Here is a 16,629-nt window from a genome sequence, read left to right on the forward strand (position 1 = left end):
GCCCGCCGTGCGCCCCGGGTACCCCGTGCCGGGCACCGGTGTCCCGGTCGCGCCCGGCAGGTCCCGCCTGCAGCCACTTGGCATCGACCAGGTCCGCATCACCGGCGGGTTCTGGGCCGAGCGGCAGGAGGTCAACCGTGCCGCGACGCTCGGGCACATCGAGCACTGGTTGGAGCGCGAGGGCTGGCTGGGGAACTTCGACGCGGCGGTCCGCGGCACGCTGCCGGGGGCGCGTCGCGGCCGGGAGTTCGCCGACTCGGAGGTCTACAAGCTCCTCGAGGCCATGGCCTGGGAGCTGGGGCGACGGCCCGACGACGTGCTCGAGCGCCGGCGCGACGCCATCGTGGCGCGGGTCGCGGCGGCGCAGGAACCCGACGGGTACATCGGCACCATGTTCGGTCGCCCGGGCCAGGGCGCGCGGTACTCCGACCTCGAGTGGGGTCACGAGCTGTACTGCCAGGGCCACCTCCTGCAGGCGGCGGTCGCCCGGATCCGCACCGGGCACCCCGACGACCTGCTCGTCGAGGTCGCGCGCCGTTCCGCGGAGCACGTCTGCGCGACGTTCGGACCCGGGGGGATCGAGGGGATCTGCGGGCATGCGGAGATCGAGGTCGCGCTCGTCGAGCTCGGCCGGGCGCTGGACGAACCGCGGTACGTCGAGCAGGCGGCCCTGTTCGTCGAGCGGCACGGCCACGGCACCCTGCGGGACATCGAGTTCGGCCGTTCCTACTACCAGGACGACGTCCCGGTGCGGGATGCCGAGGTGTTTCGCGGGCACGCCGTGCGCGCCAACTACCTCGCGGCCGGTGCGCTCGACGTCGGCGTCGAACGGGCGGACGGCGCGCTGGTCGACGCCGTCGTCCGGCAGTGGGAGCGCACCTCCGCGCGGCGGACGTACGTCACCGGCGGGCAGGGCTCGCACCACCAGGACGAGGCGTTCGGGGACGACTTCGTGCTGCCCCCCGACCGCGCCTACTCGGAGACGTGCGCCGGGGTCGGGTCGGTCATGGTCGGGTGGCGGCTGCTGCTCGCCGAGGGCGACCCGCGGTACGCCGACGCCGTGGAGCGCGCCCTGTTCAACGTCGTCGCGACGTCCCCGGCGCACGACGGCCGGGCCTTCTACTACGCGAACACCCTGCACCAGCGGGTGCCGGGGGAGCCGGCGAGCCAGGACGAGCCGAGCAAGCGCGCCGAGTCGTCGTTGCGCGCCCCTTGGTTCGAGGTCTCCTGCTGTCCGCCGAACGTCGCGCGTACCTTCGCGAGCCTCGCGGCGTACGTCGCGACGGTCGACGCCGACGGGCTCCAGCTCCATCAGTACGCGACCAGCGAGATTCGGGCGACCCTGACGACGGGGGAGCCGGTCGCGCTCGACGTCGAGACACGGTTCCCCGCCGACGGCCGGGTCACGGTCCGGGTCGTGGAGGCACCGGACCGCCCGTGGTCCCTCACGCTGCGGGTGCCCGGCTGGTCACGGCGCGCGACCCTGAGCATCGACGGGGGCGCGGCCCGCACGGCGGGTCAGGGCCGGGTGCTCGTCGGTGACCTGCGCGCGGGCAGCGTCGTCGTCCTCGAGCTCGACGTGGCGCCCTACTTCGTCCAGCCGGACGACCGCGTCGACGCCGTCCGCGGCTGCGTCGCCGTGCAGCGCGGGCCGGAGGTGCTGTGCGTGGAGTCGGTCGACCTCGGCCACGTCCCGGGCAGCGGCGACGTCGGTGACCTGCGGGTCGACACGAGCGTGGCGCCGTGGCTCGCGGGGGACCGGGTGCTCGTCCGGGCGATGGTGCGCACACCGCGCGAGGGTGCACCGTCGTGGCCGTACCGGCCGCTGGTGCCGCCACCGAGCCCTTCCGACGACGGGGCGGGCGACCCCGCACGGGCGGTCGATGACCAGGCGTACGACGTGCCGCTCGTGCCGTACCACGACTGGGCCAACCGCGGGCCGGCCACGATGCGGATCTGGCTGCCGACGCACTGAGGGCGCCGGCCGCCGGCGCTCACGCCGGGAGGCGGTAGACGTCGCCGTCCTGCTCGACGAGGCCGTCCTCGACCAGGCTCGCCACGCACCGGCCCAGCTGGGCGGTGTCGTGCCACAACCCGGCGACGACCGCACGGTCGAGCGGGCCCGGCGCGTCGCGGAGCGCACCCATCACCCGGCCCCGTACCTGCCGGTCGGTGCCCTCCCAGGCCTGCGTCCGACGTCGGGCGGCATGCTCGTCCGCAGGGCTTCCCGCGAGGCGCCACGCGCACCGTGGGGCGACGGGGCACGCCTCGCATTGCGGCGACCGCGCGGTACACACCAGCGCCCCGAGCTCCATCGAGGCCGCCGCCCAGGCGACGGCCTCGTCGTCGCCCGTCGGCGCGACGGTCGACGCGAGGCGTCGCTCGGCGGCCGTGTAGGCCGGTGCCGGCAGGGCCACGCCGGTGACGGCGCGGGCGATGACCCGGCGGACGTTCGTGTCCACGACGACGGCGTGCCGTCCGTGCGCGAACGCCGTCACCGCGGCCGCGGTGTACTCACCGACACCCGGCAGCGCCCGCAGCTCGTCGACCCCGTGCGGGACCACCCCGCCGTGCTGGTCCGTCACGGTGCGGGCGCAGTCCTGCAGGCGCAGGGCGCGGCGGGGATAGCCGAGCCGGCCCCAGGCGCGCAGCACGTCGGCCGTCGGCGCCGCCGCCAGGTCGGCGGGCTCGGGCCATCGCGCCATCCATGCCCGCCACACGGGCTCCACCCGGACCACCGGGGTCTGCTGCAGCATCACCTCGCTGACGAGCACCCCCCACGCGGTCCGGTCCGCCGCCCGCCAGGGCAGGTCGCGCGCGGCGACGTCGAACCAGGACACGACGGCGGCCCGCAGGTCCGCGTGCTGCTTCCCCGAGGGGGTGCCGGACATGCTGACGGAGGTGCTGGGAGAGGCCATCGGTCCCTATTCTCACGCACCACGACCAGACCACGGCGCGGCTGGTCCGCCCCGCGCGCGGGTCGACGTACCGTGGTCGCATCGCGGTCGGTCGCACGACCGCACCCGACGGGACGACGGACGGAGCACGCGTGAGCACGGGGCCCACCAGACCCAGCGCCGGTGTCCTGTGGGTCAGGCGGATCGTGGCGCTCGCGGTGCTGGCGGGCGTGGTCGCCGGCCTCGTGCTGCTCGGGTCGCTCGCGGTGCGCGCTGTGCAGCCCCTGCTCACCGGGGGAGACGAGCCGGCGGGGAAGACCGCGCCACCGAGCCCGACCGCGTCCGGCCCTCCGCAGGACTGCGAGGCCCGGCACCTCGAGCTCACCCTCACGAGCGACGAGGAGGAGTACGCCCCCGGGCAGAACGTCCTCTTCACCATGGCGGTCTCCCACGTCGGCTCCCGGGAGTGCCTCGTCGACGGGTCCGACGTCGCGCGCCGGGTGACGATCACCTCCGACGGCGAGCGCGTCTGGTCGTCGGGGGACTGCGCGAGCGGCGAGCGCATGCTCCTGCTGGGCGCAGGAGACGCCGACAGCGCGCAGACGCGCTGGCAGCGCTACACGTCCGCCCCGGAGTGCGAGGGCGAGCCCGAGGCGCTGCCGCCGGGCACCTACGAGGCCGTGCTCTCGATCGAGGGCGTGGACGGAGCCGTCAGCGAACCGGTGACCGTCGTGCTCGCCGCACCTCCGACGCCGAAGGAGGAGCCGTCCGGGGACGCGACCGACGAGCCGACCGACGAGCCGACCGACGAGCCGACCGACGAGCCGACCGGTGAGCAGGGCGAGGACGAGGACGACGAGGTGGGCGGCGAGGACTCGTAGCGGTTCGCTTCACCGCTGGTCGTCCGATCCGAGCAGACCTCGGAGAAAACAGTGCAGCAGAGTTTCGGTCTTGTTGGAGCGTGACCACGCGGCGTCGTGGGTCGTCCGACTCTCCTGGCGAGAGAAATGCTGCAGATCAGCGCGCTGTTCGCGACACCTGTGGCGGAGAAGGTGCTGCCGTGTGCAGCCGAAAATACCGAAAAGGATTGCGGTCTGCGCGTCGGTGGTGGTTGACTGTCGGGCGACCGCCGATCTCACCGTCGAGAGGCCCGGGGTGCTGCTCCATCACGATGCCGTGGACGACGTGCGCTGGTGCACGGCGTCCCGAGGGCGTCGCGGAGCCCACGGCAGGCCCCCCACGGTGAGTCGCAGGTCGGCGCGCCACGAGAGCAGGGCGGCCAGGGTGCCGATCGTTCCCTGCCGATCGTCCCGTCGGCGCGACGCTCCGTCCCAGATCCCGATCGAGAGGACACGATGATGTCGGGAAGATCGTTCAGGAAGGCCGTCGCGGCGGCCGTGACGGGCGCGATGGTCTGCGGCGGCCTCGTGCTGCTGCCCGCCTCCGCCCACGCCGCGTCCCCCGTGCAACCAGGGAACGAGGACGACGTCGGGCTCTACACCAACGGCGAGTCCGACGTCATGGAGATCGGTGACCCCGCGTTCGTCAACGAGGCCGAGATCGCCGGGCTCCTCGAGCCCGACGTCCCGTTCACCGCCGACAGCATGCACGACGCGATCTTCGACGCCGACCTCGCCGCCGGCGGGACCGACTACTACCTCGACCGGGTGCTCGGCGTGAGCGGCACGGCGGGCAACGGCGTGCTGCAGACCCGCGGCCGGACGTTGTACATGCGGGGCGGCAGCAACTGGGGGGTCATGGGCTTCGCGGGCAGCGCGTTCGCGGGCGGCCCCAACAACCTCGGGAACTTCTATACCGTCACGGTCCCGGGCGTGACCGTCAGCGAGGTCGGTGCGCAGCGGTTCAACGCGCCGAGCCATGCGTCGAGCCGCTACACGATCGGCCAGACGGGTGTGGTCGCGGACCTCAAGAAGCTCATCACCTACGACAACGTCGCCGTCACCGCCCTGACGTTCACGAACCCGGGCGGCGCCGACGCGACCTTCACGGTCCGGGCGGCCTCGCCGATCGCCACGACGTCGACCGACGCGGACGACGAGCTCACCGGGACGCGGACGCTGACCAGCGGGTCCAACAACGGGCTCGTCGACACCCCGTGGTCGGACGTGACCGTCGGGCTCAAGGCGGAGGGCTTCGAGCGCAGCGGCGCCGCCCTCGACCGGGAGATCACGGTGCCGGCGGGCGGCACGCTCGACCTGTCCGTCGTCGGCGTCCTGTACACCGACACCCTGACCGGGTCGCGGGACGCGTTCGAGGACTACGCGCAGATGGATCCGGACGAGGCGTTCCGGACCGGTGTCACCGAGTTCAACCGCCGGTGGGCGGCGGACATCCCGTACATCGACGTGCCGAGCGCGGCGATCGAGAAGGCGATCGTCTACCGGTGGTGGGGCGAGCGGTACAACAGCCTCGACGCCAACGAGCCGGGCTACGTGTACCAGTACCCCACGACGATCGAGGGTGTGAACCTCTACCAGAACTCGATCGCGCTCACGCAGCCGATGCACCTGCAGGACACCAAGTGGATCCGTACGCCGTACCTGCCCTACGGGCAGATCCTCAACATCGGTGAGCTCTCGGGATCCTCGGCGTTCCTCGACAGCCCAGGTCACACGAGCTGGAACAACCACTACTCCCAGTACCTCGGCACGGCAGGCCTCGAGGCCTACAACGTGCACGGTGGTGGCGCGGACCTCGCGGAGAAGTTCGCCCACTACTTCGAGTGGGACGGCAAGGGCCAGCTCGAGCACTACGACGGCAACGACGACAAGCTCATCGCGTACGACACGAACTACATGCCGGGCAACGACTCGGACGCGATCACGTTCGGTTACCCGCGGGTGAACGCCGGGGCTCCTGGGGCGCGCACGATCGAGCGGCCCGAGTCGGCGTACGTCTGGGGGGCGTTCGACGCCGCACGCCAGCTCTACGAGATCGCCGGCGCCGAGCAGGCGAAGGTCGACGAGATGGGTGGTACGGCCGACGAGATCCGCGACGCGATCCTCGACCGGCTGTGGAGCGAGGAGACGCGGATGTTCCTCGCAGGGACGTCCCACGGCGCGCGGTCGGGCGGGAGCCTGAACCCGTTGTCCGAGGCGGAGCGTGACCTCATCCCGGCCAAGGAGTCGAACCTCTACGACATCTACGCCGAGAACCTCATCCCGTTCGAGGACCACGAGCAGTACGTCGACGGGTACCGGTTCCTGCGCTACGGGGACAACTTCCCGATCTTCCCGTTCTACACCGCCAACCAGTACGACCGCGCGAAGTACGGCATCGGGGGGTCCAACAACTTCTCGAACATCAACTTCACGGTCCAGTACCGCGGTGTGCGAGCCGGGCTGCGGCACTACGACCCCGAGCACACCTACGTCACGCCTGCGTACGCCTCGCGGCTGCTCGACTGGATGGCGTGGAGCATCTACCCCGGCGGAGACGTGCGGGTGCCCAACCAGGCCGAGTACTACTCGAACTGGAACCCGACCACGAAGACGTTCAACCGCAACAACCCGAACCACGTGATGCTCGGGAACATGAACTACATCTTCGTCGAGGACATGGGCGGCATCCAGCCACGCTCCGACGACAAGATCGAGCTCTGGCCCATCGACCTGGGCTACGAGCACTTCATGGTGAACAACCTGCGCTACCACGGCAGCGACATCACCATCGTGTGGGACCCGGACGGGTCGCGCTACGACCTCGGCGCCGGGTACAGCCTGTTCGTCGACGGTGAGAAGAAGGCCACCGCGGACGAGCTGGGCCGCTTCGTCTACGACCCGACGTCGAACGAGGTCGTGGAGGCCGACGACGGGCTCGAGGTCTCGGTCGTGGCTTCGGCCGCGTCGGACTTCCGCACCGCCAAGGACACCCCGATCGAGGACGAGCGGGTCGTGTCCTACCTGCGGACGGCCGGTCTGGACCTCGACGAGGAGGCGACGAACCTCGCGGTGGGGGCCGAGCTCTCGTCGTCGGCCACGCAGGAGGGCGTTCGCCCCACCCCGTGGCGGAACTTCCACACGCCGGGGTGGAGCACGGGGTCCATGAACTACACCCCGGGTGCCATCAGCACGACCGAGCGCGCGGTGTCCCTCGACGCGGTCACCGACGGCGTCACGGTGAACGAGCCCTACTGGGGCAACCACGGCACGACCGGCGACACGGGGTACGTCGAGCTGGACCTCGGCGAGGCGACCACCCTCGACAACGTCAAGGTCTGGTTCGTCAGCGACCGCCAGGCCGGCGGGTACCGCGAGCCGCTGCGCTACTCGATCCAGGTCCCGGACGGTGACGGTGGGTGGACGTCGGTCCCCGACCAGTTCAAGGCGCCCAAGATCCCGGGCCCGAAGTTCAACGAGGCGCTCTTCGAGACGGTGACCACGGATCGGGTCCGGGTCGCGTTCACGAACGCACCGTCGTTCTTCACGGCGATCTCCGAGATTCAGGTGTTCGACTCCGGGCGTGACGTGCCCGAGGTCGTCAACGACCCGCCGACGGTCTCGATCTCGGTCGACACGTCCGCCGACGGCAACCTCTCGACGCGGCTCGTCGCCACGGTGAGCGACGACGGCATCCCCGAGGACGGCGAGCTCACGTACGGCTGGGAGGTCGTCTCGGCGCCCGAGGGTGCCGGCGTGATCTTCGGCGACGCGAGCAGCCTGACGACGTCCGTCACGGGGACCGTGGCGGGGGACTACGTCTTCCGGCTCACCGCGTCGGACGGTGAGCTGACGACCGAGCGGGAGGTCGAGGTCACCCTCGCCGAGAAGGCCATGTCCGCGGAGTTCGGTGCGGCGGCGACGATCACGACGAGCGGTTCTGCCTCCTGGGAGAACGCGAACCGGGTCAACGAAGCGACGACCCCGGCCAGCTCCGCACCGGGTGCTGGCAACGGCTGGGGCACGTGGGGCCAGCCGAACAACGGGACGAGCGCCGCGAACGCGGCGTGGATCCGGTACGCCTGGGGCTCGCCGGTGCTGGTCGCGTCGACCGAGATCTACTGGTACGACGACAACGGCGGCACGCGGATGCCACGGGCCGACACCTACGTCGTCGAGCACTCCGCCGACGGAACGAGCTGGACACCGGTGACCCTCGCCGAGGGCTCGACGTACGCCGGGGCGCTGACCCGTAACGCGTACAACCGGATCGATTTCGAGCCGGTCGAGGCCCAGTACCTGCGGATCCGGATCACGGGTGTGCAGGGGAGCGGAGCGGGGACAGGGGTCCTGCGCTGGCGGGTGAACGGGGACACGGTCGAGTCGGTCGCGAGCCCCGTCATCATGCGGACCGTGACGGGCCAGGTGCCGACGCTGCCCGAGCAGCTCGATGTCGTCTTCTCGACCGGGACGCGCGGTGCGCTGGACTTCACCTGGCAGGTGATCACGCCGGCCATGGTGGCCGAGACCAACGTGGAGCCGTTCGTCGTGTACGGCACGAACACCACGTACGGTCTGATCGCCGAGGCGCAGGTGTACGTCCGCCCCGAGGACTCGCCGGGAGGAATCTCCATCCAGGGTGCCGAGCAGTTCGAGCGGACCGTCGAGGTCGGTGAGCTGCCGCACCTGCCGACGAAGGTCCTCGTGTCGTACAACGACGGGTCGCGCGACAACCAGGCGATCGGGGTGGACTGGGACTTCGACGAAGCCCTCGTCGAGACACCGGGCGTCTACACGGTGACGGGTGACCTCGTCCTGCCCGACTACGTCGGGACGGCGGGGACGACCACGACCACGCTCCGGCTGACGGTCGGGGACGGTGCACCAGATGGCCCGGCGGTCACCGTCACGGCCGACACGCGGTGCGTCGCCGGTAAGGCGTTCGTGGCGGTCCGTGCCGTGAACGACGACGAGGTGCCGCTCACGGTGCGGCTCGACACGGAGTTCGGCACAAAGACCGTCAACGGGGTGGCGCCGGGCAAGAGCGCGTACCAGTCGTTCGCGGTCCGGGCGGCGGCGGTCTCCGCCGGCGAAGCGACCGTGACCGTCACCGATGCCGAGGGGAGGTCGACCACCGCGACGTCCGCGTTCGACGCGCTGACCTGCGGCTGAGTCGCGCTGACCGGCCACTCGGGCCGGGTGGGGCGGGGTCAGGAGCCCCCGCCCCACCCGGCTCTTGCCGTTGCGCGGACCGTAATACTTCAGGTGGTAGGTTTTCGCAACTCGGATTTCTGGATAGCAACTTTCGTCTTGGCATCGGCAGAAGTGGCCGGTATGGTCGCTCGAGTGACGTGGGCAACAATCCCCGTGTCGCGCGTGAGCGCTCGTCGACGAGCGCTGACGGCTCCGTCCGGGACCACCGATCTGCGAACAGCGCGGTAGCCGATGTCGGTGCCAGGTGTTGTCGCCGATCGAGGGCCTCCGGCTCCTCGATATACGTCAAGGAGGACGTTGTGCACAGACCTATCCCGGGCCGCCGCTGGCTGACCCGCGGTGCCGCCGCAGCGCTGTCTGTTGCGGTACTGGTACCACTGACGATCAGCGGGGCGAGCGCCCACCCCGGACACGACGACGCGACCATCGACCCACCGGCTGCCGCGGACGCGGCGGCGCTGGACTGGAACGAGTACGAGAAGAACCTGCTCACCAAGAACACGGGCGAGCCGATCGACCTGGCCGTGCTGCCCGACTCGCGGGTGCTGCACACGGCCCGTGACGGCGTCGTGCGCCTCACGGACTCGGCAACCGGTCGGACCACCGAGGTCGCCGAGCTCGACGTCTACGCGAACTCCGAGGACGGGCTCCAGGGCATCTCCCTCGACCCGGACTTCGCGGAGAACGGCTACGTCTACATGGTCTACTCCCCTCGGGTGATGGACGGGACCTCGCCCGACGGGGTGGAGTACCCCGAGACGACGCCGCAGGGTAGTGCTCCGAACTCGCTGCCCGCTGGTGAGGACGAGAGCTACTGGAACCAGTGGCTGGGGTACAACCAGCTCTCGCGGTTCACCTGGGACGAAGGGTCCAGCACGATCGACCTGGCCACCGAGCGGGAGATCATCAAGGTCCCGGCCCAGCGAGGCCAGTGCTGCCACGTGGGCGCCGACATCGCGTGGGACGCCGACGGCAACATGTTCCTGTCCACCGGGGACAACACACCGGCCGGTACCCCGGGCGCCAACGGCTACACGCCGATCAACAACGCCCCCGGCATGAACCCGGGCTTCGACGCCCGCCGAGGGGCCGGCAACACCAACGACCTGCGCGGGAAGATCCTGCGGATCAACCCGATCGAGGACATCGCCGCGGACACCGAGCCCGGCCCCGGCAGCACCTACACGATCCCCGAAGGGAACCTCTTCGACGGCACGGACGCCGACCCGGAGCTGGTGCGCGAGGAGATCTACGTGATGGGTCTGCGCAACCCGTTCCGGATCGACTACGACGTCGAGTCCGGCTCCCTGTTCTGGGGCGACTACGGTCCTGACGCCGGTGCGGCGAACCCCGATCGTGGCCCGATGGGGTACGTCGAGTGGCAGTTGACGACCGAGCCGATGAACGGCGGCTGGCCGTACTGCCACGGCCCGAACGAGGCCTACAACGAGTGGGACTTCGAGGCCGGGACGCCGGGAGAGTTCTTCGACTGCGACGCGCTGGTGAACACCTCCACCTGGAACACCGGTCTCGACGACCTCCCGCCGTCGATCGCGCCGCAGGTCTACTACGGCGACAACCCCGGCGACCAGCCCGAGCTGCTCGACCCGCTGGTCGAGTGGGGCGGCGGCGGTCAGGCGCCGATGGGCGGCCCGATCTACCGCTACGACGAGAGCCTCGAGTCGGACATCAAGTTCCCGGAGCACTGGGACGGCAAGCCGCTCATGGCCGAGTTCTCGCAGGACTACGTGGCCGCGTTCACCCTTGACGAGCTCTCGTCCGACGGTGAGGTCACCGAGGTCACCAACTTCCTGCCGAACGAGCACCTCGAGTCGGTCGGCCAGCCCATCTGGGACAACGTCATGGACATGGAGTTCGGTCCGGACGGCGCGCTCTACGTCCTCGAGTACGGCGACGGCTTCTTCCGCCAGAACCCCGACGCCGGGCTGTACCGGATCGGCTACGGCGCGGACAACCTGACCCCGCAGGCCTTCATCTCGGCCGACCCGATCTCGGGCAGTGACGCACCGCTCGAGGTGACGTTCGACGCCTCGGCCTCTCGTGACGCGGAGAGCCCGAGCGAGGAACTCACGTACGAGTGGGACTTCGACGCCGACGGTGAGTACGACGCCGAGGGCGTGTCCGTCACGCACACGTTCACCGAGCGGGGCCAGTTCAACGTGCAGCTGCGCGTCACCGACCCCGAGGGCAACTTCGGGCTCGCGATCCAGCAGATCACGGTCGGCAACACCGCGCCCGAGATCACGCTCGACGTCCCGGACGGCGCCATCTTCAACTGGGGCGACGCCGTCTCGTACACGGTCTCGGTGAACGACGCCGAGGACGGGGACGACCCGACGTGCCGCAACATCCAGTACACGTTCGGTCTCGGGCACAACGAGCACGCGCACCCTGAGGTGAGCGGTCGAGCGGCGGACACCGAGGCTGGTTGCGGGTTCACCATCCAGACGAGCGAGGATGCCGTCGAGCACGGTGAGGGCGAGAAGATCTTCGGCACCCTCGTCGTGCGGTACACCGACCAGGCGCAGGGCGACGTGCCCGCGACGACCGGTGAGGTCACGAACATCCTCAAGCCCGAGGTGCAGCAGGCGGAGTGGTATGACGCCGCCGAGGGCATCGAGGTCGTGGACGGTGCGGACGCCAGCGCCGGGTCCTACGTGACCTCGCTCGACGAGGGCGACTCGTTCACCTTCCGTCCGATGAGCTTCGTGCACGCCCCCACCGGGGACACCATCGACCAGGTCACCGTCCGCGGGAGCGGTGAGGGCACGGTCACGCTGGGGTGGGCGGACGAGGACGGTGCGGCCGGTGAGCCGCTCGCCCAGTTCGAGTTCACCGGCGAGGACGGCTGGCGGGACGTCGCGCAGACGCTGACCAGCGTGCCCGAGGGTTCGGGCTCCGTCGTCGTGACGAGCACCGGTGGGGTCGACGTCGACGCCCTCACCTTCGCCGTCGGCGACGGTGAGGGCGAGCCGCTCACGGTTCCGGTCGAGCAGGTGTCGATCCAGATGTTCTCGTTGATCCCGTGGGTGAACGAGGTGGGTCTGGAGGCGGTGCTGGAGCGTCTGGGTGAGATCGGGTTCGAGAACATCGAGCCGTTCGGTGGGAACTTCGGTGGGTACACCGCGCAGGAGTTCCGTGAGCTGGCGGACTCGTACGGTCTGAACGTGCCGTCGTCGCACTACAACGTGAACGAGGGGACGTTCGACGAGACGTTGGACTACGTCTCGACGCTGGGCCAGGAGTACGTGGGCTCGGGCGGGTTCCCGCAGCCGGGGATCGGTTCGTACGAGAACACGTTGGCGACGGCCGAGGCGATGAACCGTCTGGGTGAGCGGACCGTGGACGCGGGGCTGGAGAAGTTCTTCGGCCACAACCACGACCAGGAGTTCACGACGACGTACGAGCACGACGGTGAGGAGCTCTCCGCGTGGGAGATCCTCGTCGCGGAGACCGACCCGGAGTTCGTGACGTTCCAGCTGGACGTGGCGTGGGCGGCTCATGCGGGTGTCGACGTCCCGGCGCTGATCGAGCAGTACGGCGACCGGATCGAGCTGCTGCACGTCAAGGACGCGATCGGTCTGGCTGGTGAGGGTCGTCCGACCTTCACCAACCTGGGTGAGGGCGACATGCCGCTGCAGGAGATCCTCGCCGCGGGTCAGGAGGCAGGCGTCGCGTACTACGTGATGGAGTACGACCTGGCCCCGGCGGGCGAGGAGTTCGCCGTGACCGGGTTCGAGTACCTCACAGGGCTGCCGGCCGGAGAGCCGGACGTGGCCGTCGAGGTGACCGTCCAGACGCGGTGCCTCGCCGGCGGTGCGTACGTCGCGGTCCGCGCCCTCAACGAGGACACGGTCCCGCTCACCATCACGCTCGACACGCCGTACGGCAGCAAGACGGTCGAGAACGTGGCCCCGGGCAAGAACGCCTTCCAGACGTTCAACGCGCGGGCCGACGAGGTCGACGCCGGCACGGCGACCGTCACCACGACCGACGCCGAGGGGAGGACGGCCACGGTCGAGTCCGGGTACGCCGCTCTGAGCTGCGGCTGACGCCACGACGGGTGAGGCGGGGTCCGACCCCGCCTCGCCCGTCCCGGAAGGTGTGCCCGCCGCGGTCCTCACGACCGCGGCGGGCACACCGCTGTCCGGGGTAGTGCGGGCGCGCCAGGGCTGAGCAGGGCAGACCGGTCAGGTCAGCGCAAACCTGGTCAGGGCCGGGTGAGGATCAGACGTAGCGCTCGAGGATGCTCGACTCGGCGAGGCGCGACAGGCCCTCGCGCACCGCGCGGGCCCGCTGCTCGCCGACGCCGTCGACCGCCATGAGGTCGTCGATGCTCGCCGCGAGCAACTTCTGCAGGCCGCCGAAGTGCGCGACGAGCCGGTCGATGATGGCGCCCGGCAGGCGGGGAACCTTCGAGAGCAGCCGGTAGCCGTGGGGCGCGACGGCGGCGTCGAGCGCGTCGCCGCCACCTGGGAGCTCGAGGACTCGGCCGATCTGCCCCAGGTCGAGCAGCTGCGTCGAGTCCAGTGAGGACAGCGCGCGCTGCACGTCCGCCAGCGACCTCTCCTTGCGGGCGAGCTCGACGTAGTCGCGGATGACGAACTCGCGGTCCGAGCCGATGCCGCCGATGAGCTCGTCCAGCTGCAGGGCGAGCAAACGCCCGTCGGTGCCGAGCTCGATGACGTAGCCCGCGATCTCCTCGGAGATGCGGCCGACCATCTCGAGCCGCTGGACCACGGCGCACACGTCGCGCACCGTCACGAGGTCCTCGATCTCGAGGGCGGACAGGGTTCCGCTCACCTCGTCGAGGCGGGCGCGGTAGCGCTCGAGCGTGGCCAGGGCCTGGTTGGCGCGCGAGAGGATCGTGTCGGAGTCCTCCAGCACGTAGCGCTGACCGCCGACGTAGATCCCGACGATCCGCATGGACGCGCTCACCGAGACGACCGGGTAGCCGGACTGCTTGGCGACCCGCTCAGCGGTGCGGTGGCGGGTGCCGGACTCGGTCGTCTCGATCGTGGGGTCGGGCAGCAGCTGGACCGCCGCGCGCAGGATCCGGTTGGCGTCGCGGTCGAGGACGACGGCGCCGTCCATCTTGGACAGCTCGCGCAGCCGGGTCGCGGAGAAGCCCACGTCGAGGACGAACCCACCCGAGCACATGGCCTCGACGGTCTTGTCCAGGCCGAGGACGATCAGGGCACCCGTCCGCCCGCGCAGGATGCGTTCCAGGCCGTCGCGGAGCTCGGTCCCGGGAGCGACGGCCGCAAGGGTCTCCCGGAGCAGGTCGTCCAGGTGCGCGGGGGAGTTTGCCACGGGCAGAATCTTACGCTGCCGACGCTGTCACGCCGCGGTGGAGCGCCCGGACCTGGCAAGATCTGGTCACGATTCGGTTGCGGTGTGTCCAGGCGCGGGCCGTGCTGCACCCCGTGCGAGCTCGACGGCCTCGCCGAGGTGCTGAGCGGGCAGGATCGTCATGCCGGCGACGGGCTTCACGGCGGACCCCCGGGGGACGACGGCGCGCGTGAAGCCAAGCCGTGCGGCCTCCCCGAGCCGGCGGTCGAGCCCGCCGACGGGGCGGATGTCGCCGGCCAGCCCGACCTCGCCGAACGCGATGGTGCCCGGTGGCAGACCCTCGTTCTCCCGCGCGGAGAGCACCGCGAGGGTGATGGCGAGGTCGGCGGCCGGCTCGGAGACGCGGGCGCCTCCGATGGTCGAGACGTAGACGTCTTGGTCGACGACCCGCACGCCCGCGTGCCGGTGCATCACGGCGAGGATCATCGCGAGGCGGCTGTTGTCGATACCGCTGGTGGTGCGCCGCGGGTTCGCGAGCGAGCTGGGGACGACCAGTGCCTGGATCTCCAGCGCGAGCGGCCGGCGGCCCTCCAGGGTGACCGAGGTGCAGGTGCCCGGGACGCCGATGCCGGTGTGCGACAGGAAGAGCCCGCTCGGGTCGGCGAGGCCCACGATCCCGGCCTCTGAGAGGTCGAAGCAGCCGACCTCGTCGGTGGGCCCGTACCGGTTCTTCACGGCGCGCACGAGGCGCAGGCGCGAGTGGCGGTCGCCCTCGAACTGGCAGACGACGTCGACGAGGTGCTCGAGCGTGCGGGGGCCCGCGACGGAGCCGTCCTTGGTGACGTGCCCGACGAGTACGACGGGCAGGTCCCGGCCCTTCGCCGCGGCGATGAGTGATGCCGCGACCTCCCGCACCTGGCTGACGCCGCCCGGCGCGCCGTCGACCTGCGCGGAGGCGATCGTCTGGACGGAGTCGACGACGAGAAGGTCCGGGTCGACGGCCTCGACGTGCCCGAGGATCGTCGCGAGGTCCGTCTCGGCGGCGAGCAGCAACCCGGGCGCGAGGGCGCCGATCCGTTCGGCACGCAGCCGTACTTGACCGGCGGACTCCTCGCCCGTGACGTACAGGACGGTGCGCGGCGCGGAGGCCGCGACGCCGGGCAGGTCGGTCGCGCCGGACGCGACGTTGGAGGCGACCGCCAGCAGCAGCGTGGACTTGCCGACACCCGGTTCCCCGGCGAGCAGCACGACCGCGCCCGGGACGATACCGCCACCGAGCACCCGGTCGAACTCCGCGACCCCGGTGGGCGTCGCCCGGGCGGACTCGACGTTGATCTCGCCGATCGGGCGGGCGGGGGAGCGCGTCGGGGTGACCGCCGTCGTCCGCGGCCCGGCCGCGGCGGCGGCTTCCTCTGTCACGGTGCCCCACTCCTGGCACTCCCCGCAGCGGCCCGCCCACTTGGCGGTGGTCCAGCCGCACTCGCTGCAGCGGTAGCCGGGGCGGGTGCCGCGCTTGGACGACTTCGCGGTGGTTGAGGACGTGCTGGTCGAGGTCACGGCTCGACGGTAGCCGGGGCGTCCGACAGCCGCGCAAGCACGTGCACCGGCACTCCCGTGCCGACACGTGCGCCGGAGTCCACCGTCCGGGGGCGATCCGCTGCGATCCTGGGGGCATGCGCCGGATCCCGCACGACAGCCCGTGGTGGACCGTGATCGCCACGGCCGGGTCGGTGGTCTCGTGCGTCCTGGTGTTCTACGGCCTCCCGCTCGGCGACGACCTGCTGCCGGGCCCAGCGAGCGCGGTGGTCTTCGGCGTCGGTGTGCTGGCGCTCACCTGGCTCATGGTGATCCTCGGGCGTCGTCAGATGCGGGCGAGCGCCGACGCGTCGGTGCAGGTCCAGTCGGTCGTCGGGCTGTTCTTCCCGATCATCGTGTTCTTCGCGATCGTCTACTACCTCTTGGCGGTCGACGGTACGGGCCAGTTCGAGGGGATCGAGTCGCGGACCGACGCTCTCTACTACACGGTGGTCACCCTCGGCACGGTCGGTTTCGGCGACATCCACCCCACGGGCGACGCGGCGAAGGTCGTCACGATGGTCCAGATCATCTTCGACCTCGCGGTCGTCGGTGTGCTGCTCGCCGTCGCCGCGACGCGGGCGCAGGGCCGGGTGGCCCACCGAGACGACGCCCGGGCTCAGCACCGCACCGAAAAGTCCTGATCCAGCCGTTTCGAGTTCCTGCGGGGCGCGGCGGGTCCTCGCGCATTCGTACTGCCACGTCTTCCCTGGTCAGGCGCTGGTCCACGC

Annotated in this window: 8 protein-coding genes; 5 read left to right on the top strand and 3 right to left on the bottom strand. The window is 70.9% G+C overall.

The window, feature by feature from the left end; genetic code table 11:
* Positions 1 to 7 precede the first annotated feature (7 nt).
* Entirely contained in the window at positions 8 to 1,975 is a 1,968-nt protein-coding gene (locus tag OHL10_RS02055; RefSeq protein WP_265520993.1) for a glycoside hydrolase family 127 protein, read from the top strand.
* Positions 1,976 to 1,994: 19 nt separating this feature from the next.
* Here OHL10_RS02055 and OHL10_RS02060 read toward each other — a convergent pair whose 3' ends face one another.
* Complete coding sequence (locus tag OHL10_RS02060) at positions 1,995 to 2,918, bottom strand: HhH-GPD family protein (protein WP_322645510.1); 924 nt, start codon at positions 2,916 to 2,918, stop codon at positions 1,995 to 1,997.
* Between the two features lie 131 nt (positions 2,919 to 3,049).
* Here OHL10_RS02060 and OHL10_RS02065 point away from each other — a divergent pair, with 131 nt between their 5' ends.
* From OHL10_RS02065 to OHL10_RS02075, 3 genes are all read left to right on the top strand, one after another.
* A complete protein-coding gene (locus tag OHL10_RS02065; protein ID WP_265520476.1) occupies positions 3,050 to 3,778 on the top strand; it encodes a hypothetical protein in 729 nt (242 codons plus the stop codon).
* A gap of 477 nt (positions 3,779 to 4,255) precedes the next feature.
* A complete protein-coding gene (locus tag OHL10_RS02070) occupies positions 4,256 to 8,968 on the top strand; it encodes a discoidin domain-containing protein (protein WP_265520477.1) in 4,713 nt (1,570 codons plus the stop codon).
* Between the two features lie 341 nt (positions 8,969 to 9,309).
* Positions 9,310 to 13,083, top strand: a complete 3,774-nt coding sequence (locus tag OHL10_RS02075) for a PQQ-dependent sugar dehydrogenase (RefSeq protein ID WP_265520478.1) — start codon at positions 9,310 to 9,312, stop codon at positions 13,081 to 13,083.
* Between the two features lie 175 nt (positions 13,084 to 13,258).
* On the opposite strand, the gene disA is transcribed toward OHL10_RS02075, so the two are convergent.
* Positions 13,259 to 14,344: a DNA integrity scanning diadenylate cyclase DisA gene (gene disA, locus OHL10_RS02080; RefSeq protein ID WP_265520479.1), complete on the bottom strand. Its 1,086-nt coding sequence runs from the start codon at positions 14,342 to 14,344 to the stop codon at positions 13,259 to 13,261.
* A gap of 66 nt (positions 14,345 to 14,410) precedes the next feature.
* Positions 14,411 to 15,880 carry a DNA repair protein RadA gene (radA, locus tag OHL10_RS02085; protein ID WP_265520480.1) on the bottom strand — a complete coding sequence of 490 codons (1,470 nt, stop codon included), beginning with the start codon at positions 15,878 to 15,880 and terminating at the stop codon, positions 14,411 to 14,413.
* 116 nt (positions 15,881 to 15,996) lie between these two features.
* Here radA and OHL10_RS02090 point away from each other — a divergent pair, with 116 nt between their 5' ends.
* Positions 15,997 to 16,542: a potassium channel family protein gene (locus OHL10_RS02090; RefSeq protein WP_265520481.1), complete on the top strand. Its 546-nt coding sequence runs from the start codon at positions 15,997 to 15,999 to the stop codon at positions 16,540 to 16,542.
* The last annotated feature ends 87 nt before the right edge of the window (positions 16,543 to 16,629 follow it).

Source organism: Oerskovia flava (assembly GCF_026163685.1).
Classification (GTDB): Bacteria; Actinomycetota; Actinomycetes; order Actinomycetales; family Cellulomonadaceae; genus Oerskovia_A; species Oerskovia_A flava.